Genomic DNA, 19,714 nt, shown 5'->3' on the forward strand with positions numbered 1-19,714 from the left:
GCTCGCAGAAAGAAAAACGCCACGCTCGGTTGAGCGTGGCAAATCAGTGAACGATATTCTTGGCAGTGGATAACGTCACGTTTTAGCTGCCTTCTAGGGCGTGTTGACCTTTCGTGGTTGAATTTTGTTCGAGATAAAAGCGTTTTAATCGCGGCGAGGGAGAAGTAGCCTAGTCATTCTAAGCAAATCTCCCTCAACAAAGAGTAAAACGCTTTTAGCCGAACCCTTCGGGCAGCGTTTGCTGGTCATTTCTACTGCGTTATCGGCTTCTCATGTAGGCTAGCTACACATCAAAGCCTCTGCCTTGTATAAATACCCAGCAACTCGCTGCAAAAACAAACTCGAAAGATCAACACGCCCTAGTAAGAAGGCAAAATTCTTAGTAGGTCTCAAAGACACCATTGTTAAAGTCATGGATGGTCTGTTCTATCTCTTCCATGCTGTTCATCACAAAAGGACCATAGTGCACGACAGGCTCATCGATAGGTTGACCTGAGAAGATCAGTGCGCCAGCTGTCTGAACCGCGTTCATTGCAATCATCTCAGCCTGACTAAGCAGCGCAAATTGCCCCTCAGTCAGTGCTTGTCCAGCCACCTCAATACCACCACGATAGACGTAAATTAGTGCGTTGTGGTTTTTATCTGTTGTCAGTTCAATACTCTGACCTTGCTCTGCTCTCCAGTCGGCTACACTCAATGGCACCCCAGTCGTTTGCAGCGGGCCAATAAGCTCAGTGCCATTCACCTCTGTTTTTCCAGCAATCAGGCGCAATAAACCTGTGCTTGAGCTTGAAAACTCTTTGAGGGTCTCACTCTGAAAGTCGTGGTATTGAGCGGGTTGCATCTTGTTGCGCGCTGGTTGGTTAATCCAAATCTGAAAACCGTGCAACTGCCCCTCTTCCATCATTGGCATTTCACTGTGAATTACACCTCGGCCTGCTGCCATCCATTGAGCACCGCCACTACGAAGCTCACCCACATTGCCCATATGATCCTTGTGTTGGAAGTGACCTTGAAGCATGTAAGTTAAAGTCTCGATGCCACGATGAGGGTGCGGTGGGAAGCCGCCAACATAGTCTTTGCTTTGATCTGACTTCAGCTCATCCACCATCAAAAATGGAGAGAAGCGTGCGTTATTAAACCCAGCAATACGTTGAATTTTCACGCCGTCTCCGTCAGACGTTGCTTGAGCATTGATAATCTGTGTAATACGTCGATGTTCCATTGTCGTCATCTCCCGCTATTTGAATACCCTTAGTCTAGGGAGGAAGCGCTTTTACCAACAGAGTGCAAAACTGACAGGCTTGTTTGAAAATTTCGAACAAGTGAAAGATGAACCAAAACGCACTCTTTGAACCCGCGATTTTCCGACAATGAGGCCGTTTGATCCTTGTCTAGCATGATGGCGTAAAGAAGTTAAATAGTGGGTAGCAATGAGCTTTGGTGATAATCATAAGGTTGAATATCAGAAAGTTCGCAATTACTGACTATACTTACAATAAGGAAAACTCTAGCCAAGGAGGCGACGATGGCTGTGCAATCTAAACACAACGATAGAAGCGGCCGAGTTGGTTTCGAGCATGATTTTACAACAGACCAACGTCACCGTTTTACCGAAGTCGCGAATGCGGCATTTCGCCGTCGAAAGAAGAAAGAGGAGTTAGACCGCCCTTTCTTTGAATCGGCGAGAAAGACGGTGTTTAAACCCGTTCTCAAACCAAAGAAAATGAGCCCGAGCAAACAGCGTCAGGTTGTTTGGATTGTGATCATTGGGCTGGTCAGTTTATGGGCCATGTACATGGCAGGTTAGCTTGATTGTTGATGCAAAGCTGTCACATTGCTTGGCATTGATTCACTTGGTTGTGGTTCTATTCGGTTCACATCTTCAATTAATGGCGTCGTGAGATCATCTTGGTAGTAAGCAAAACGATTCTTGCCGGAATGCTTGGCAAAATACATCGCTTTGTCTGCACAGCGTGTCAGTTCGGCAAGGTCTGTGGCATCGGTTGGATACATCGCTACACCAATACTCAAAGTGAGGGTGCCCACTTGGTTGTTAGTTAGGTTTTCGTTTTCAAATAACCCGCTGATTCTCTGTAAAATACCATCTAGATCTTTCTTACTTCGCACATCATAAAGCATTAATACAAACTCATCGCCAGCAAAACGGGCAATCGAATAGTCGTGGTTGTGGGTGGTTCTGTCTTTGTTGCGAACGTTATTTTTCAGACGTTGTGCAAAGTGCTGCAACACGCTATCGCCAACATCGTGTCCAAAGCTGTCATTGATGGTTTTAAAGTTATCAATATCTAAGAAGACTAAGGCGGTAACGCTGTTGTTCGGGTTGATGGTATTGAGTTTCTCTATTGCCCAACGTTCAAAGCTCCATCGATTAGCAAGCCCAGTCAATTGGTCACGGTAAGCCAGATCTTCAATCCCTTCTTGGTATAGGCGCTGAATGTAGCTGACAGCCTTGGTGTAATAGTATGAGGAGACATGACACACGGCACTCATGGTCACCAAGCTAAGAGAAAAGCGATGAGTACTGTTAAATGGCAGCGCGAATTTGGCGGGTAGTATCGCCATTAAGCAGCTGATAAAGATTAAGAAAGTTGTGCTGAGAATCAGCCCTATCCTGAACTCATTAATAAAGATCACTGCGGCAAGAATAGGGTAGAGCCATAAAACGCGATCGGGGATTGTGCCACTGTACAAAAACAGTACCACGCCTTGCACAAGCAACACACAACTCAGCAGAATTTCACAGTAATGGGGTTCTTGTACTTTTTTGATATATATCGCGTTGATAACGGCAATAACGGCGAACATCAGCTCAAAAACGGCGAGGGTGTAATAGCCATCTTGGTAGTAGGCCCAAGTGTAAAAAACAAACAAGGCTGTAGAGGTGAGCGAAAAGGAGTAGACGATCTTTTGTTTTCGAGTCGAACGAATATCGGCCATCTCTTCTAGGTGTCTTCCGACCAACTTGTTCATTTTAAATGCCGTAGTGAGAATTAATGCCCTTAATATTAGGTTAAATTGCTCCAATAAATGATACAAATAACAACTAATTGTGTGATTAGTCTCTAAGTTTCATATAAATAAATCAAACAATAAGCATTTGTTCACTCAATAATATACGGGCTGTTGTTCTTCACGTCGTAACCTAAGCTTGTCCAATAAGCATGGGATTAAGTAGCAAGCGGCCTTTATTTCGCTTTATTCGATGACACGAAGCGCTAGGCTGACAAAGTCCGCTTCGCTGTCATCGGTTATCTGATAGCCCAACCTCTGATAGAAAGCGATCGCTTGCTGATTGCGTCTAAAGCTTGAAAGGGTGATGGTTCCGCGTTCTTCTTTGAGGGCGAGTGCTTGGATATCTCTCATTACTCGATACCCTAGCTTTCGATTTTGGTATTGCGGGAATACGATCAACAAATGCACGTGATAGGCTTGCTGGTAAGGTTTGTAGCAGACTAATCCGACTCGCTCATCTTGGTCGTGTATCCAATAAAACCAGTCCGGTTGATAGTCATTGTTTATCCGCTGCCTCTGAAATTCATCATCCCATCCAAAGACGGCTTCAACATGGGAATAAAGCGCCTCTTTTATCACCGAAAACTGCGTCTCGGCTTCTGAAGGAAGAATGGGGGAGTAGCGTAATGGAAGTGATTCGACACCTTGTCTCATTGTTGAAAGAACGTCCCTGTATCTATGTATCTATGTATCTATGTATCTGTGAACCTATGTGTTGCTGTGACTTGAATTCGGTTTCTTGTTATTTGGATTCTTCAGCAAGATGGTGGTGGCGAGATAGCTGCTTGTAAAGTGTGTCTTTCAGTTCCATGCGTTCCACTTTCAGATTGTGCATGTTGTCGTCATCGATTGGGCTACCCGAAACTTCAAGTTCGCGAATGGTGTAGTCGAGTTCGTGGTATTTCTGCATGTTATTTTTGAACTTCGGGTCGTCGTGGTTAAGCTGAACGATATCGAGTTTGAACTCTGGGAAGTCTAGGATAAAAGCGTGGTTTTCATTGAGCATTCTAGTGTCCTCATTAATGTATTTGCTTACCAGTATAGAAGCATAACCATTAAAGAAATGTGTCACTGAACGCAAAGCTCGAAAGCAATAAAAAAGGGCACCAAAAGTGCCCTATCTATCTCAAAAATAACAATTATTTATTGTTCGCTCGCTGTTGAGCTTTCTTTTCAAGTTTTTGCTGTTTTCTTTGTTCGATCAGCTGTGCAGCATCACCACCGACGTGAGTTTCACCGCGAGCAGCAGAAAGCTGTACCTGCTTTTCACGCTCTCTAAAGCGTTGCTTCTGTTCTTCTGTGTGTTTGTCGATACACTTAGGGCAGCTTACACCTTTTTCGAAGTCAGCAGACTGCTTGTCTTCTTCAGTGATTGGTAAGCGACACGCGTTACACACGTCGTAGCCACTCTTTTCTAGCTGGTGGTTAACCGCAACACGACCATCGAACAAGTAGCAGTCACCTTCCCACATGCTCTCTTCTTCAGGCACTTCCTCAAGGTATTTTAGGATGCCGCCTTCAAGGTGGTACACCTCTTCGAAGCCTTGCTCTTTCATGTAAGCCGTCGACTTTTCACAACGAATACCACCCGTACAGAACATCGCTACCTTTTTGTGTTTAGCAGGATCTAAGTTGTCCTCAACGTATTGTGGGAACTCACGGAAAGTTTCTGTGTTTGGGTTCACTGCGTTTTTGAAGGTGCCGATATCGACTTCGTAGTCGTTACGAGTATCGACCAGTACTACATCAGGATCTGAGATCAGTTCATTCCAGTCTTTTGGTTTCACATATGTGCCCACAACATGGCGAGGGTCAATGCCCTCAACACCCATGGTCACGATCTCTTTCTTGAGCTTAACTTTAGTGCGGTTGAACGGCTGTTGCTCGTTGAACGACTCTTTATAGACAACATCTGCTAGGCGCTCATCAAGCTTGAACCAAGCAAGCAGAGCGTCGATAGACTCACGCGAACCTGCCACAGTACCGTTGATGCCTTCTTGAGCAAGCAACAAAGTGCCACGGATTTGATTGTCGAGGAGCAGTTGAGTAAGTGGTTGGCGGATATCTTGGTAATCATCCAGTGCGACAAACTTGTAGAGAGCGCATACAACATATTGAGACATGATTTTTCCTTTCGCGAGCTGGAGCGTAATTCCAGAGCAATCTCACTTGTCAGTGAGGGATTTATAAATAGTTTTCGGCGTGAGTATAGCTAAGCTTGTTGGGGACAAAAACCAACCAAAGTTAGGGCTATATAGCACTGCTTTGAGTGTGGTCTTAGGACGTGCTGTCTAACGCTCTGAAGTGAATCGAAAAACAGATCCAAAGCTGAATCAGGAGAAACCAAAACTGTCGATTTTTTCATCTTGATGACGATCATGAAAAATCACCCCTACAAAGCGTTATCTATGTCTCATATCAAATCATTTTAGTTACAGTTTGTCATTCCGTTACCGGGATAATAGGGTACAGCATCAACGACGATGGGGAACGGATGTGAAGATGATTAAAGTGATGGCTTTGATCGCGAGCATGGCGGCTGCGCCACTGTTTGCTCAGCCATTGAAAGTAGCGGGTAAGCCAGACGACCAAAAGCTGCATTTAACACTAATTAAAGAAGTGGTTGCACGCTCAGACCGCTTCGACAGCATAGAATATGTTTATGCGAAGACAGGTGAACCTGCAGGTTCAAGGGTGATGGCTGACTTGGAATCTGGCAAGTTGGACGTGATCTGGACAGCGACCAGTATCGATATGGAGCAACGCTTTGACCCGGTATATTTCCCGATTTTTAGGGGCATGCTTGGTATGCGAATTGGGTTGATCCATCAAAACGATCACAACCTGCTTGCCGGAGTTCAGAACCTTTCTGATCTGCAAAAATTTACTATCTGTTCAGGTAAAACTTGGCCGGATACCTTCATCATCGATGCCAATAACGTCAAAACAGCGAAGTCACTTAAGTACCCTAACATCTTCGAAATGATGCTGGCAGGCAATCGTTGCCACTTCTTCGCTCGCGGTGTAATGGAACCTTTCGCTGAAGTGGAGTCGCAGCCGCATCTACCAATGGCGGTCGATACTCACATTATGCTGCGCTACCGAATGCCTTACATGTTCTTTGTGAAGAAAGGGGACAGCGAACTTCAGCAGCACCTTCTTGGCATCATCAATGACATTTTCGAGGATGGTACCTATGAGCAGATGTTCTTTGCTGATAAAGAAGTAAAGATGGCGCTGTCGCTTGCCAAGTTGGAAGAGCGCGTCATTATCGACCTCGATAACCCTTACCTGACACAACAAACTCAGGCGATACCTGAAAAATACTATTTTGATCCATTAGCGAATCGGAAGTAATCACATGAATAAACTGACAAAGAAAATGGTACTGATGATCGCTGTGGTCATGGTGTTGGTGGCTGCGGTAGCACTGCCAGCGCAGTACTTTATTAGTAAGAATGCCGCAGAGTCTAAGGCGCAGCAAAATGCTTCAGAGGTGGTCTCGGAGCTTGAGGTTATCTTGCAAGAACCTGTGTACGTGTATGACAAACCCTTGGTGCAAAATATCATTGATGCCTATGCACAAAAGAACTCGATCGCGTCGATTTCAGTTCTAGACCAAAACGGTAAGGCATTAGCGAGTGTTAACTCGTTGCCGGTCGAAACCTTATCTTCTCTGACCATTACATGGGATAACCTACCAGTTGGACAGGTGGAAATCGGTTTTAACCAACAAGCTGCGCGTGATGAGCTAGCGAGTGCGATGAAGGTCTCGTCACTTATTATGTTCAGTGTCTTTGCGATTAACCTGCTGCTTATTTCATTGGTGCTTGACCGCAAAGTGGTTGCGCCAATCAAGCAGATGTCAGACAACATGAATGACATTGCGGCGGGTGGCGGTGATCTGACGTCAAGGGTGGAAGAGAAAGGTGACGATGAAGTGACTGAGCTGGCTGGCGCATTTAACCAGTTCGTTGCGACGGTTCAGAGCATTATTGTGGATACCGCAAAGACTACTCAACACCTAACAGGCAATGGTCATGCAATTGCCAAGCTGCGTGATGAGATGAATGTACAGACGACGCAACAGTCAGGCCTGACTCATGAAAGCCTGAGCAAGATTGAACAGTTCAACATTGCGACGAAAGAGATTGCCTCGCACACGGAAAATACTTTGCATCAATCGAACGACGCACTGCAATTGAGCCATCGTAGCGGTCAAACCATCGAAGTGAATGCGAAAAATATTGATGAGTTGGTTGAGAGTTTAGAGGGCGCGGCGGATTGTGCTAACTCGCTCAAAGTGAGCAGTGATGACATTGGTCGCGTTATTGAGGTGATCAAAGCGATTGCAGAGCAGACTAACTTGTTGGCATTGAACGCAGCGATTGAAGCGGCACGTGCTGGAGAAAGTGGACGTGGCTTTGCCGTGGTAGCTGATGAGGTTCGTGCCTTGGCATCGAAAACGCATGAATCTACCAACGAGATTGAGACTATTATCGAGCGTCTACAGACTGAAACATCGGCCTCTTTTGACGCCACTCAGAAGTCGAAGAAGCTGGTAGAAAAGACCAAAGAGAGCTCAGATGAAATCCAAGAAGCGCTAACCAGTATTATTAGCTCGGTCTCATCAATCAACGAGATGGTGGATTCAGTAGCGTCAGCGTGTGAAGAGCAATCAAACGTTAGCTCTACCGTCGCAGATGACATGAACCTACTTGATGCGAGTGCAAGCCAGATGCAAACGGTCAACGGCAACCTACAATCACTGGCCGAAGATATCTTGGGTCATACTGAAGAGCTGTCGAGTCAGATTGCTCGATTTAAGTATTAACTTTTAGCTTTACTTCGTTTTAATCATGAGCTCCACTTCGGTGGGGCTTTTTTATTGCCATTGATCTCTATCTATTGCCTTACTTTTTATCTATTGCGTTAGCCTCTACTTATTGCATTGCTCTCTATTTATCGCGTTCGGCTCGGATTCGTGTCGCCATTATTGTCTAACTAAGATGATTTTCTGATCAAAACGTATAATACTGGTTTTATGATATAACTTAGGTGCATGTTGATGGTAACCCTAGAGCAGCAACTTTCTCGTCTCGATTTGAATCTATTGGTCTCGTTGAGTGTGTTAATTAAAGAGCGCAATGTGACACGTGCAGCGCAAACCCTTTATCTTTCACAACCTGCGATGAGCCGAACTTTGGGGCGGTTGCGAGAGCTGTTTGATGATCCATTGTTCTACCGAGAATCTAACGGCTTAGTGCCAACCCAAAAAGCGTTAGAGCTGCAAGAGCCCTTGGAAGAACTGCTCAGGAACATGCAGAGTTTGATCGCCAAGTCGGCCTTTACGCCACAAGAGTGCGACCAGACTTTTGCGATTTCCCTGCCGCCATTGATGAGTGGTTTTGTGTGTATCCCTTTAATTACAGCACTCAAAGAGCACGCTCCAAAAGCGAGCCTTATGGAGTTCCCAGTTGCGAAAGACCCGACCCAGCAATTGGCGACAAGAGATGTGGATTTCTCGATTCATGTTGACCAGCCAGAGAATCAAACTGAATTCCCCTCTCAGCGCATTGCGACCACTTATCCGGTTTTTTATGTATCACGAAACCACCCATTGGCGCAGCAAAAAGAGGTGACACTGGATGACTGTCTGCGTTACCGCTTTGTCGATATGAGCCTAGATATCCGCTCTCCATTTGATTTGGTCAACCCGATCGATAAGTACTTAGTTAAGCATGGAAAGCAGAGGGATGTTGCCTTTCAGAGTGGTCAGGTGAACTCCTTAGTTGAAGTGATGCAAAACACCGATACCGTGATGGTGTCTTCCGATAAACTGTTAACCTCTGCCCATTTACATGAACAGTTGGTGCCTGTTTTGGCGATGAGACAGGAGCCTGAGTTAAGCATTAACATCTACCTGATAGAGCACAAGCGCACGTTAAATAGTGCGCCTCACCAGTGGTTGAAAGCTCTAATTCTATCTACGCAAAAAGAGTTGTCTTAGAAAGGGCGGAACGAGTGATATGCACTTGGTGCATTTCTTAGATAATTATTAATCATTTCTAGTAATGAGTTCGGTTCGTTAAAGTAGGTATCAAGTTGTTAGCCGCACTGGAAGCCAGAGTCTTGCCACACAGACCCTCGCCGCGAGCTGAACAGTTAACCTTGATGACTTATCGTTAGCGAAGAGAATGGATTTGGCTAGGTAAGTTCGACTCTAAGAGAGAAGCATTATGAAAGCTATTAAACGATCTCCAATCGCTCACGTTTCAGGTGTTGTTATTGCAGGCCTGTTGATGTCGACTCCAGTGTTGGCTTCACAACCGAACGCTATCGAAGTGACAGCGGAAAATTTCACTCACGCAGAAACTGCTCGTAACTACCGCAACTGGGCGAGCAAAGGTGCGACTGAAAAATTCGTTAAAATGCACGGCTTACCACCACGCGGAAAAGCCGCTCCTACCGTGCAAATGAACGATGACACCCTCTACGGGGTAGCAATCGTAAAGCGTGTTGATGGAAAGGTGACGTTTTCTATTCCAGAGACAGATAACTACATGGCGGTGCAAGTTGTCACTGAGCGTGGTCACGGCCAACACTACGTCGTTGAAGATGGCAGCTACCAACTGCCGGTAGAGTCTGAGTATGCGTTTCTTCTTTACCGTTCAGGTACAGAAAATGGCATTGAAGCCGCCAAGGCATCACTGGATAAAGTGAACTCCTCTCAGTTCAATTTTGCTACAGACTATAAAACGCAGCCGTATGATTATGATGAGGTAGAAGCTTGGGTACAGGCATTTACCAAAGAGGTCAACGATACCAGTAACTTTACCTACACCTTCCCAAGAACGTCAGACAAGGTGTCGGATCTGCACCAATGGAACTTGGAAAATGCAGCGGGTTGGGGTGGCGCAAGTCCAGAGGCGTTTGTAGGTAATAAATATTCGAACAGTCCGAAGATGAAGGCCGATGTGTGTTACACCACCACCTTCGAAGATCCAGAAAACAAGTTCTTCACCTCGATTACGGCTTATGATGGCGACAAGTATCTGATGGAAGGTGTGCGTAACATCAACTCTCACACCTGGGACAAGAACGAGGATGGTACGATTACCGTCTCTTTCAACTGTGGTGAAACGGCGAAAAACAACATCGATACCCAAGGACAAGATTATACCTTCACGTCGCGTCACTATGGGGTGAATCCAAAAGTGATGGAAGCAGATAAAGACCCAATCATCTCTGCTGTGATGACTCAATAGAGAGTGAATCGACAGCAACAAAAAACGCGCCCAATAAGTTACGTAATAACCTGTTGGGCGCGTTTTGTATTGGGTTAAAGCCAAATTAGCCTTGTTTGTTTAGCTGCTCTTTTGCTGCTTCTACTTTTGAGAAGTCTAGGCCAAGCTCTTCTACTGCTTCTTTGATAAGTGCAGGGTTTTGCATTACTTGGCCCATAAGAAGTTGTAGCTTCTCTTGAGGCAAGCCAAGCTGGCTAATGGTTGCCATTGCAGCTAGCGGGTTTTCAGTCAACGTTTTGAAAATGCTGTTGATCTGCTCATCACCGATGTTGTTCTCTTTTAATAGCGCAATAATTGGGTTCATTACCTTACCTTTAAACTAGCGACTGTTAATTTGGGGGCATTTTAGCACTGGCTGCCATTAGGATGAAACAGCAATCGCCCCAATCGTCATCAACTCTTCTAGAAGTTAGCTAATCGCCGCTAAGCCTTCTGCTAAGCGAGACACTGCTTCTCGCAGTTCATCTGGATTTGCATTAGTGAAGTTAAGGCGCAATGCCGCTTTGGCACCATTTGCATCTGGGTAGAACACAGGGCTTGGTACAACCGCAACGCCGTTACCAAGTAGGCTCTTCGCCAGTTCAAACGTATCGCACTCTGGAATCTCAACCCAAATGAACATGCCACCATCAACAGGTTTCAATACACAACCTTGAGGCAGCTTCTGCTCTAGTTCAGAGAACAGCACCTCGTAGCGAGATTTGTATAGGTTGCGGATGTTCTCCATGTGCAGGCCAAAATCTTGGTGCTTAAGAAGACCAAGCAGAAGCGCTTGCATTGGAACGCTTGAGTGTAGGTCAGCGCCTTGTTTAACCTTGATAAGTGGTTCAAGGTAGCTGCGTTTGCCGGTTACCGCGCCGATACGCAGACCTGGAGAAGCAATCTTAGAGAATGAACGCAGTACGATTGAGTGATCTGGGCAGAACGACGATACAAGTGGCAGCTCAGAGCCGGTAAAACGCAGTTCACGATAAGGTGCGTCTTCAATGAAAGCGACGTTGTATTGTTCACAAAGCGCAGCGACTTGTTGGCGGCTCTCTAGAGTCCAGCATACGCCCGTTGGGTTATGGAAATCCGGTACCGCGTAGAACATTTTCGGTGCTTGTTGTTTGAAGCAGGTTTCGAGCTCGTCTAGGTTTGGTCCGAACTCAGTTTGAGAAACAGTCACAATGTTCGCTTGTACTAAACCGAATACCTGCATTGCACCTAGGTAGCTTGGCGCTTCCATTACAACCGTATCGCCCGGATCAACATAAGCACGAGCGATCAAATCTAAACCTTGCTGTGAGCCTGTACAGATCATCGCAGTGTGTGATTCTGGCAATTGGTAGGTATCGCTAAGATGATCGATCAGCGGGCCGTAACCTGCGGTTGAACCGTATTGAAACACTTCTGGCATGTTCGCTAAGTTTTCTAGGGTCGGCTTCATCAGCTCAATCGGAAATGTTTGTTCATCTGGCAGACCGCCGGCCAACGAGATGACGTTTTTGTCGCTCGCGGCGGCAAGAATTTCGCGAATATAGGAAGACTGGATTTGTTGTAATGATTTTGCGATTTCCATGTGTAGTTATCTCGTTGTGTCTGCTTTTTTTGTTTATCCAGTGATATTACATGGCATTGAAAAAATCGATGTGTCCATTTATGCTCTTAAATATGTCCATTTATGCTATTTAAAGAATGTCACGCCAACACATATCCAGAATCAATGATGTGCTCTTCTACATTCATCAAGACATCAGTAAAGATTTGCCCGCTAAAGAGTTAGCTGAAGTCGCCGCTTATTCAGAGCAGCATTTTCACCGAATCTTCAAAAGTGTGGTGGGAGAGTCGATTCATCAATACATCCGCCGTACCCGAATGGAGTATGCGGCGAATCAATTGATGTTTGATACAGGGTCATCCGTTGCCGAGATAGCCAATAAGTGTGGTTTTAGCTCGCTCTCATCGTTCAGCCGCGCATTTAAGGCGACCTTTCATATGGCGCCGGGGGAGTGGAGAAAACACGATTTACAGACGGCAGAAAAGCCGTACCTTAAAGATGCTGAGATTGCGGCGGGTTACCATCGTGTCGCACAAAGGGAACTGCCTGCTCCTAAGATCATGGAGGTGGCACCGCGTTTGGCTGCTTATGTGAGGCATACTGGTTACAATCGTTCGATACGTAATGCTTGGCTTATCTTAAAAGCGTGGGCAAATGCTGAAGAGCGCGATTTTAGTCGCCAATTTGGTTTGCATCACTCAAACCCAGCGTGGGTTGAAATGGACCAATGTCGTTATGTTGCCTGTATTGCGATTGATGAGCCGATTAAATATCGCAGTGTGGTTAATCAGATGGTGATACCGGGTGGCTTGCATGCGGTGTTTCGTCTTACTGGTATTTATGGTGAACTGTTGCCCCAGATTAGTCAGGTTCTAGAGCAGTGGTTGCCAAGTTCAGGCTTCAAGCAGCGTTCGACACCGGCATATGTTCACTATCATCAAAACCACTTTCTCAACAGTGAAGAAGCTTTTGAGTTGGACTTCTATCTCCCTGTCAGTTTTTACTAATTTCAATTCGTTAAGGAAACGCGATGTATCTTGTTCTCTACTGCCACAACATCGGCAGCACCGACTTTTCATTTTTTGAAACAGAGGATTTTGACCCAGATGAGGGTTACGTAGTCCGTGGTAAATGGCCGAATGAGAAGGCGTTTCGTGACTACCTGAAAACGGAGTTTGGTGATATGAGTGACTACAAGGTGATTGATTTGATTGCCCAAGGTGCTCAGGCAGAAGCGTTAGATGCGAAGGCGCTTGCAGATCTCGCTGAACAACTGTGATCGTCCAAGTTACAGGTATAAAAAAGGCCACACTCCGGAGGTAGAGGTGGCCCAAATGTTTTCTTAGGCTTCCGTCTTACTTATTGTCGCTTACTTGGTCAAGTTAACCAGTGAATCGCGGGTAAGATCTTTTATTGTTTTCGCGCCTGTTAGCGTCATCGCCACACGCATTTCTTTGTCGTAAAGGTCAAGAAGGTTCTCAACACCAGCTTGGCCTTGTGCTGCTAGTGCGTACACAAATGAACGACCTAGTAGAGTACAGTCTGCACCCAGTGCCATCATGCGAACTACATCAAGACCAGTACGGATACCAGAATCGACCAGAATCTTAGTGTCACCTTTTACTGCATCGGCGATCGCAGGTAGGGCTTTTGCACTTGAAAGTACGCCGTCAAGCTGACGACCACCGTGGTTTGAAACCACGATTCCATCGGCACCAAAGCGAACTGCGTCTTTTGCATCTTCTTCGTCAAGGATACCTTTGATCACCATTGGGCCATCCCAGAAGTCACGAATCCATTCGAGATCCTTCCACGAGATAGATGGGTCAAAGTTATCACCTAACCAGCCGATGTAATCTTCCAGTTTGGTTGGTGTGCCACGGTAAGTTGAGATATTTCCAAGGTCGTGTGGTTTACCAAATACACCCACATCGAATGCCCAGCTTGGATGACGCATTGATTGGAAAATGCGACGTACAGCTGCGTTCGGGCCGCTCATGCCTGAGTGCATATCACGGTAGCGAGCACCTGGTACTGGCATATCTACAGTGAACACAAGAGTAGTTACACCTGCCGCTTTTGCGCGCTCTAGAACGTTCTTCATGAAGCCACGATCTTTAAGTACGTAAAGCTGGAACCACATTGGACGTTCAATCTTAGGAGCCACTTCCTCGATTGGACAAACCGATACTGTCGACATCGTAAATGGGATGCCTTTGTTGTCTGCTGCTTTAGCCGCTTGAACTTCGCCACGACGAGCGTACATACCTGTTAGACCAACTGGGGCAAGTGCGATAGGCATTGCTAGTTTTTCACCGAACAGTTCTGTGTCTAAACTCAGTTCCGACATGTCATTAAGAACACGTTGCTTAAGCGCGATTTCAGCTAGGTCTGCTGTGTTGCGGTGCAGAGTGTGCTCGCCGTAAGAACCACCATCAATGTAATGGAAAAGGAATGGAGGTAGCTTAGATTTGGCAGCAGCTCGGTAGTCTGTAGATGCGGAGATAATCATAATCTTTATCCTAAGGTTAGGGCTCGCCTCTCTTCGAAGGCTTACTCTGTCGAATGTGGTGCCAGTTGGAACAGGCGTTTGGAAATAAAATGGCGTCAACGTACACAGTAATTGCTAGGTTGCTGGCTTCCAGAAGGTGCGTAGTCAACGAGTAACCAGTACAAACGTTCGCGGTGTCGGGGAATGAACGCTGACGCCAAGTTGGGTGGCGGTGATATGAACACCGCCGAATTTAAGCTTAACGCATTAGCGCGTCAGTAACGTTGAATCCGTAGATAACCACAAGACCAATGATGCCTGTCATTACTAGGTAGTAGAACGTTGGGATAACTGTCTTACGTAGTGTCGCACCTTCGCGGCCTAGTAGACCTACTGTTGCTGATGCTGCAACAACGTTGTGAATCGCAATCATGTTACCTGCTGCTGCACCTACCGCTTGTAGAGCGACAACCACGGCACTTGAGATAGTCAGAGTCTGCGCGACTTCGAATTGGAATTGGCTAAACATCATGTTCGAAACTGTGTTTGAACCAGCGATGAAAGCACCCAGAGCACCTACGGTTGCACTCAATGCAGGGAAAGCAGAGCCTACAAGGTCAGCGGCGAAGTTTGCTGTGGTTACCGGCATACTTGCTAGGTCAGCGGCGTTCACGCCAGAGTTGATGAAGATACGAACCATCGGGATTGTGAACACCAGTACGAAACCTGCACCAATCAGTGTCTTGCTTGATTCACCAAACGCTTTTGCTAGTGGTGCAGCGCTACGGCCTTGGATAAGAACAGCGATCAGAGCAACGAAGACTAGGATACCGCCCGGTAGGTAAAGAGGTTGAATCGCAGTGCTCACACCTGTCTCACCAAGGATGTTGCTGAACGATAGGCTAACGCTCTTTAGGAATCCTTTGAACTCAGGGCTAACACGGCTCGCAACTAGAGTAACAGCAAGCAGTACATAAGGAGCCCAAGCGCGAGCCATGCTCATCTTCTGTTGATCTTTGTTTTCGTCTAGGTTGATTTTTAGAGAACCTAACCACTCTGCAGGCCACTTGTCTTCGCTCTCGAAGTCCCACTTTGATTTTGGTACTAGGAAGCCACGTTTTGCTGCTGTAACAACAATTGCAAGACCAACCAGACCACCAATTAGCGATGGGAACTCAGCACCTAGGAACACGCCTGTTAATGCGTAAGGGATGGTAAACGCTGCGCCAGCGAACAGTGCAAACGGAAGAATATCTAGGCCTTCAGTCCAGCTCTTGTTTTTGCCAAAGAAGCGAGTCAGCATCATCGCCATCAGTACTGGGATCATCACACCCACAGTCGCGTGAATCATCGCAACGCTTGATGTGATTTGTTGTAGGTATGCGTCCCATGTTGAGCCATGAGCCACTAGGTTTTCACCGATGTTGTGCGTATCCAGACCCTTGTTTACGCCGACAATGATTGGTGTGCCAACCGCGCCAAAAGAAACAGGCGTTGATTGGATCATCATACCCATCAGTACCGCTGCAAGCGCAGGGAAACCGATAGCAACCAGTAGAGGTGCTGCGATAGCTGCCGGTGTACCAAAGCCCGAAGCGCCTTCAATGAAAGAGCCAAAACACCAAGCGATGATGATGGCCTGCACGCGACGGTCGGCTGAAATATCAGTAAACCCGTTACGAATGGTAGTAATGGCTCCGGTGTGCTTCAAAGTGTTAAGTAAGAAGATAGCGCCGAACACAATCCAGAGAACCGATACTGTGATACCAAAACCTTGGAATACAGATGCCAACACACGAGTGCCTGACATGTCCCAACCAAATAGTGCGATAAGTACGGTCAGACCAAAGGCCACCGGCATCGCTTTTTTTGCTGGCCAATTCAGGCCAACCAGCAGAATTGCTGCCACAACTATTGGTGAAAATGCCAATAGAGCTAGTAGAGTTTCATTCATGGGTACTTCCTCGTCCTTGCCTCAATCCTTGTCGGTTTGAAGTGACTTACACGTTATTGTTTTTTGTTATTACAACGGCAGTTGTTGTAATGGTTTTGTTAATTTGGCGTGAATTTACCCCTTTATTTTTTATAGATATAGGGAAATAATGAAAATAATTAATTCCAAAATTGGCATAATAGTATGCGTGCAGACGACTTAATCCTGTTTTCACAGGTAGTAGAATTAGGCTCTTTTAGTAAGGTGGCAGAGCAAAATAACCTTACAAATTCGGTAGTTAGCAAGAGAGTTGCTCGTTTAGAGGAAGAGATAGGTGTTCAATTATTATACCGCACAACGCGTAAATTAACGCTGACCGAGGCAGGCAAGGCGATCCTGCATGGAGCCAAAAATGTGAAGCAGGCAACCCAAGAGGCTATGGATGCAGTTTCAGGCTTTGGTGAAAATGTCAGCGGTCACATCAAAATGTCAGTTCCGAGTATTTCTGGTGATTTGATCTTGGCGGACGCAGTGGCGGAGTTTTGTAACATGCACCCGGGGCTCACGGTCGATATGTCATTGGATAATCGCTTTGTAGACCTAGTCAACGATGGCTTCGACCTCGTGATTCGTACCGGATATCTGGAAGATTCGAGCTTGATTGCAAGGCACATTTTGGACTCACAATGGGTGGTGTGCGCATCGCCCTCTTATATTGCTCGTAACGGTAAACCGCTCATCCCGACGGATTTAGTGAAACACAACTGCTTGCAATACGCCTACCAGACCACGGGGGCCAGTGAGTGGCAATTTATCCGTGAGGAGCAAGGCGATAACAAATACATAGTGCGTGTATCAGGCTCGTTCTCGACCGATAACGCAACCGCATTGAGAAAGGCGGCTTTAGGGGGACATGGTATTGCTTACGTACCGCGCTGCTTGGTGTATCACGATATTCGTAATGGTCAGTTGGTGGATCTGTTTCCCGACATCGTTGGCAAAAAACTGGGTATCTACGCGGTTTATCCGTTCACGCGTCAACCGCCGAATAAGATCAAGCTATTGATAGAGCACATTCGTGCACGCTACTTAGCAATTTCCCACTACTTTTAGTGAGTTGCCCTTTATCTAAGGTTACGTTTTGGTGCAAATGGTTACTTGATTTAACCGTGGCGATTCGTCATCTTAGTTGCGAATTATTATCATTTGAAAATTAAGGAAGAGGGAAGAATGAAAAAGATCTCCTACCCAAAGACTGAGCAGCAGAGTATCTCTGACGACTACTTTGGTACCCAAGTGAAGGATCCTTACCGCTGGTTAGAAGACGACACCAGTGAAGAAACGGCTGCATGGGTGGAGTCTCAAAACGCCCTGACGTTTGGTTATCTCTCAGACATTCCATTCCGTGATGCTTTACGTGAACGTATCGCAAAGGCACAAGACTATAAGAAGAGCTCTCAACCGTTTGTGCGCGGCGACTATACCTACTTCTATAAAAATGATGGCCTGCAGAATCACAGCATTCTCTATCGTCAGAAAGAAGGTCAGCAGGTTGAAGTCTTTTTAGATCCCAATACTTTCTCAGAAGACGGCACCACATCATTAGGCTCGGTGTCGTTTTCCAAGGACTACAGCTTGGTGGCTTACAGTATCTCGGAAGGCGGTAGCGACTGGCGGAAGATCTTCGTGATTGATGCAGAAACCAAACAGCAGCTAGAACCAGAAATCACCGATGCCAAGTTTACGGGTGTTTCGTGGTTGGGTAGTCAAGGCTTCTACTACTCTAGCTATGATAAACCCGATGGCAGTCACCTTTCAGCTCGAACTGAGCAGCATAAGCTTTACTATCACCAACTAGGAACGCCTCAGAGCAGCGATAAGGTGATATTTGGAGCCAAGCAGGAGCAAGCGCATCGCTATGTCTCTGGGTACACCACAGAGGACGATAACTACCTGATCATTATGGCTCAAGAGTCGACATCGGGTAATCGCATGTTCTACATCGACTTAAACAGTGAATCGCAACACATCAATACGGTGATTGACCACGTCGACAGCGATACTTATGTGATTGATAACCAAGGCTCCCAATTCATTCTTTATACCAACCTAGATGCGCCAAACGGTCGAGTGGTGAGCTTGGATACTGAAACTCAGCAATGGACGGATATTATTCCTGAACGCGAGCAACCGCTGGACATCAGTACCGGTGGTGGGTACCTATTGGCTCACTACATGGTGGACGTGCTGTCGAAATATGAGCAATTTGATTATCAAGGTAACAAGGTGCGTGATATCCGATTGCCAGCGCAAGGTGCAGCAAGTGGACTAGGTGGTAAGCGAGAGCAGACACAGCTCTACTACACCTTCACTAACTACGTGACGCCGCCAACCATCTTCTCGTTTGATGTCGAGACGGGTGAATCTAAGGTGTTTGAGAAGTCGCAAGCGCCATTTGAGAGCGAGCAATATCAATCAGAGCAAGTGTTCTACAGCTCTAAAGATGGCACGCGTGTTCCGATGCTTATCTCTTACAAAAAGGGCATTAAGCGCGATGGTTCTGCGCCTACCATTCTTTACGGCTATGGCGGTTTCAATGTAAGCCTGCCTCCTTCGTTCTCTGGCAATGTCGCGAGCTGGCTAGAGTTGGGTGGTATCTATGCTGTACCTAACCTACGTGGTGGTGGCGAGTATGGTAAGGCGTGGCACAAAGCCGGCACACAGCAGCATAAGCAGAATGTGTTTGATGACTTTATTGCTGCAGCGGAGTTCTTAATTGAGAACAACTACACGAGTTCTGGCAAGTTGGCGATTCGTGGTGGTTCTAATGGTGGCTTGTTGGTCGGGGCTTGTATGACTCAACGCCCTGAACTATTCCAAGTGGCTCTGCCTGCTGTTGGTGTGCTAGATATGCTGCGCTACCACACCTTTACCTCTGGTGAGGGTTGGGCTTATGACTACGGCACGTCTGCGCAAAGCAAAGAGATGTTCGAGTACCTATTGGGCTATTCACCGGTGCACAATGTTAAAGAGGGGCAATCTTACCCGGCTACATTGGTGACAACGGCGGACCACGATGATCGTGTTGTACCCGCGCACTCATACAAGTTTATCTCTGAGCTACAGCTTAAACACCAAGGTGAGCAACCCGTGATGATTCGTATTGATGTGAATGCGGGCCACGGTGCAGGTATGCCGCTCAACAAAGCGATTGATCTATCGGCGGATACTTACGCCTTTACTCTTTGGAATATGGGAATTAAGGAGTTGAGCGTTTAGCTATCGCTCATTCTTTAAGTGTAAAAAAGAGGTACAAAAAAAGTCGCATCCGTGCGACTTTTTTCATTTTTGGCGGCCAAACCAATTTGCTATATCCACTCTGTAGCAATCCATTAATGCAAATTTTC

18 protein-coding genes are annotated in these 19,714 nt (G+C 46.4%); 9 read left to right on the plus strand and 9 right to left on the minus strand.

Annotation, left to right across the window (positions count from 1 at the left end; translation table 11 throughout):
* Positions 1-379: 379 nt before the first annotated feature.
* Positions 380-1,234, minus strand: a complete 855-nt coding sequence (locus tag KI655_RS15780; protein WP_285406991.1) for a pirin family protein — start codon at positions 1,232-1,234, stop codon at positions 380-382.
* 294 nt (positions 1,235-1,528) lie between these two features.
* Between KI655_RS15780 and KI655_RS15785 the strand changes: the two genes are divergently transcribed.
* A complete protein-coding gene (locus tag KI655_RS15785) occupies positions 1,529-1,810 on the plus strand; it encodes a hypothetical protein (protein ID WP_285352971.1) in 282 nt (93 codons plus the stop codon).
* On the opposite strand, the gene KI655_RS15790 is transcribed toward KI655_RS15785, so the two are convergent.
* The 4 genes from KI655_RS15790 to KI655_RS15805 all read right to left on the minus strand — a co-directional run bounded on the left by KI655_RS15790 (position 1,807) and on the right by KI655_RS15805 (position 5,159).
* Positions 1,807-2,961, minus strand: a complete 1,155-nt coding sequence (locus KI655_RS15790) for a GGDEF domain-containing protein (RefSeq protein WP_306416367.1) — start codon at positions 2,959-2,961, stop codon at positions 1,807-1,809. The genes KI655_RS15785 and KI655_RS15790 overlap by 4 nt on opposite strands.
* 258 nt (positions 2,962-3,219) lie before the next feature.
* A complete protein-coding gene (locus KI655_RS15795; RefSeq protein WP_285406994.1) occupies positions 3,220-3,690 on the minus strand; it encodes a GNAT family N-acetyltransferase in 471 nt (156 codons plus the stop codon).
* A gap of 88 nt (positions 3,691-3,778) precedes the next feature.
* A complete protein-coding gene (locus KI655_RS15800) occupies positions 3,779-4,042 on the minus strand; it encodes a YdcH family protein (RefSeq protein WP_285406995.1) in 264 nt (87 codons plus the stop codon).
* Between the two features lie 133 nt (positions 4,043-4,175).
* Positions 4,176-5,159, minus strand: coding sequence for a rhodanese-related sulfurtransferase (locus tag KI655_RS15805; protein ID WP_285406997.1), 984 nt, complete (start codon positions 5,157-5,159; stop codon positions 4,176-4,178).
* 379 nt (positions 5,160-5,538) lie between these two features.
* Between KI655_RS15805 and KI655_RS15810 the strand changes: the two genes are divergently transcribed.
* The 4 genes from KI655_RS15810 (at position 5,539) to KI655_RS15825 (ending at position 10,304) form a co-directional block, all read left to right on the plus strand.
* Complete coding sequence (locus KI655_RS15810; RefSeq protein ID WP_285407230.1) at positions 5,539-6,393, plus strand: ABC transporter substrate-binding protein; 855 nt, start codon at positions 5,539-5,541, stop codon at positions 6,391-6,393.
* A gap of 4 nt (positions 6,394-6,397) precedes the next feature.
* Complete coding sequence (locus KI655_RS15815) at positions 6,398-7,870, plus strand: methyl-accepting chemotaxis protein (RefSeq protein WP_285406999.1); 1,473 nt, start codon at positions 6,398-6,400, stop codon at positions 7,868-7,870.
* Positions 7,871-8,104: 234 nt separating this feature from the next.
* Positions 8,105-9,046 carry a LysR family transcriptional regulator gene (locus tag KI655_RS15820; RefSeq protein WP_285407001.1) on the plus strand — a complete coding sequence of 314 codons (942 nt, stop codon included), beginning with the start codon at positions 8,105-8,107 and terminating at the stop codon, positions 9,044-9,046.
* A gap of 229 nt (positions 9,047-9,275) precedes the next feature.
* Complete coding sequence (locus KI655_RS15825) at positions 9,276-10,304, plus strand: hypothetical protein (RefSeq protein WP_285407004.1); 1,029 nt, start codon at positions 9,276-9,278, stop codon at positions 10,302-10,304.
* Between the two features lie 85 nt (positions 10,305-10,389).
* Here the strand turns inward: KI655_RS15825 and KI655_RS15830 are convergent, their stop codons facing one another.
* Together KI655_RS15830 and KI655_RS15835 are read right to left on the minus strand one after the other, a co-directional pair.
* The gene (locus tag KI655_RS15830; RefSeq protein WP_032553574.1) at positions 10,390-10,647 is read right to left on the minus strand and encodes a DUF2999 family protein; all 258 of its coding nucleotides are present in this window, start codon (positions 10,645-10,647) and stop codon (positions 10,390-10,392) included.
* A 105-nt stretch (positions 10,648-10,752) separates the two neighbouring features.
* Positions 10,753-11,904 carry a PLP-dependent aminotransferase family protein gene (locus KI655_RS15835; RefSeq protein ID WP_150868381.1) on the minus strand — a complete coding sequence of 384 codons (1,152 nt, stop codon included), beginning with the start codon at positions 11,902-11,904 and terminating at the stop codon, positions 10,753-10,755.
* Positions 11,905-12,020: 116 nt separating this feature from the next.
* Here KI655_RS15835 and KI655_RS15840 point away from each other — a divergent pair, with 116 nt between their 5' ends.
* Both KI655_RS15840 and KI655_RS15845 read left to right on the plus strand, forming a co-directional pair.
* The gene (locus KI655_RS15840; protein ID WP_150868383.1) at positions 12,021-12,890 is read left to right on the plus strand and encodes a GyrI-like domain-containing protein; all 870 of its coding nucleotides are present in this window, start codon (positions 12,021-12,023) and stop codon (positions 12,888-12,890) included.
* A 23-nt stretch (positions 12,891-12,913) separates the two neighbouring features.
* A complete protein-coding gene (locus KI655_RS15845; RefSeq protein WP_150868385.1) occupies positions 12,914-13,162 on the plus strand; it encodes a hypothetical protein in 249 nt (82 codons plus the stop codon).
* Between the two features lie 90 nt (positions 13,163-13,252).
* Here KI655_RS15845 and lldD read toward each other — a convergent pair whose 3' ends face one another.
* Together lldD and KI655_RS15855 are read right to left on the minus strand one after the other, a co-directional pair.
* Complete coding sequence (gene lldD / locus KI655_RS15850; protein WP_150868387.1) at positions 13,253-14,395, minus strand: FMN-dependent L-lactate dehydrogenase LldD; 1,143 nt, start codon at positions 14,393-14,395, stop codon at positions 13,253-13,255.
* A gap of 238 nt (positions 14,396-14,633) precedes the next feature.
* Positions 14,634-16,328, minus strand: coding sequence for an L-lactate permease (locus KI655_RS15855; protein WP_285407011.1), 1,695 nt, complete (start codon positions 16,326-16,328; stop codon positions 14,634-14,636).
* A 183-nt stretch (positions 16,329-16,511) separates the two neighbouring features.
* Here KI655_RS15855 and KI655_RS15860 point away from each other — a divergent pair, with 183 nt between their 5' ends.
* Both KI655_RS15860 and KI655_RS15865 read left to right on the plus strand, forming a co-directional pair.
* The gene (locus KI655_RS15860) at positions 16,512-17,420 is read left to right on the plus strand and encodes a LysR family transcriptional regulator (RefSeq protein WP_285407013.1); all 909 of its coding nucleotides are present in this window, start codon (positions 16,512-16,514) and stop codon (positions 17,418-17,420) included.
* A 117-nt stretch (positions 17,421-17,537) separates the two neighbouring features.
* Positions 17,538-19,586 carry a prolyl oligopeptidase family protein gene (locus KI655_RS15865; protein WP_285407015.1) on the plus strand — a complete coding sequence of 683 codons (2,049 nt, stop codon included), beginning with the start codon at positions 17,538-17,540 and terminating at the stop codon, positions 19,584-19,586.
* Positions 19,587-19,714: the final 128 nt, after the last annotated feature.

The organism is Vibrio sp. D404a, assembly GCF_030248535.1.
Classification (GTDB): domain Bacteria; phylum Pseudomonadota; class Gammaproteobacteria; order Enterobacterales; family Vibrionaceae; genus Vibrio.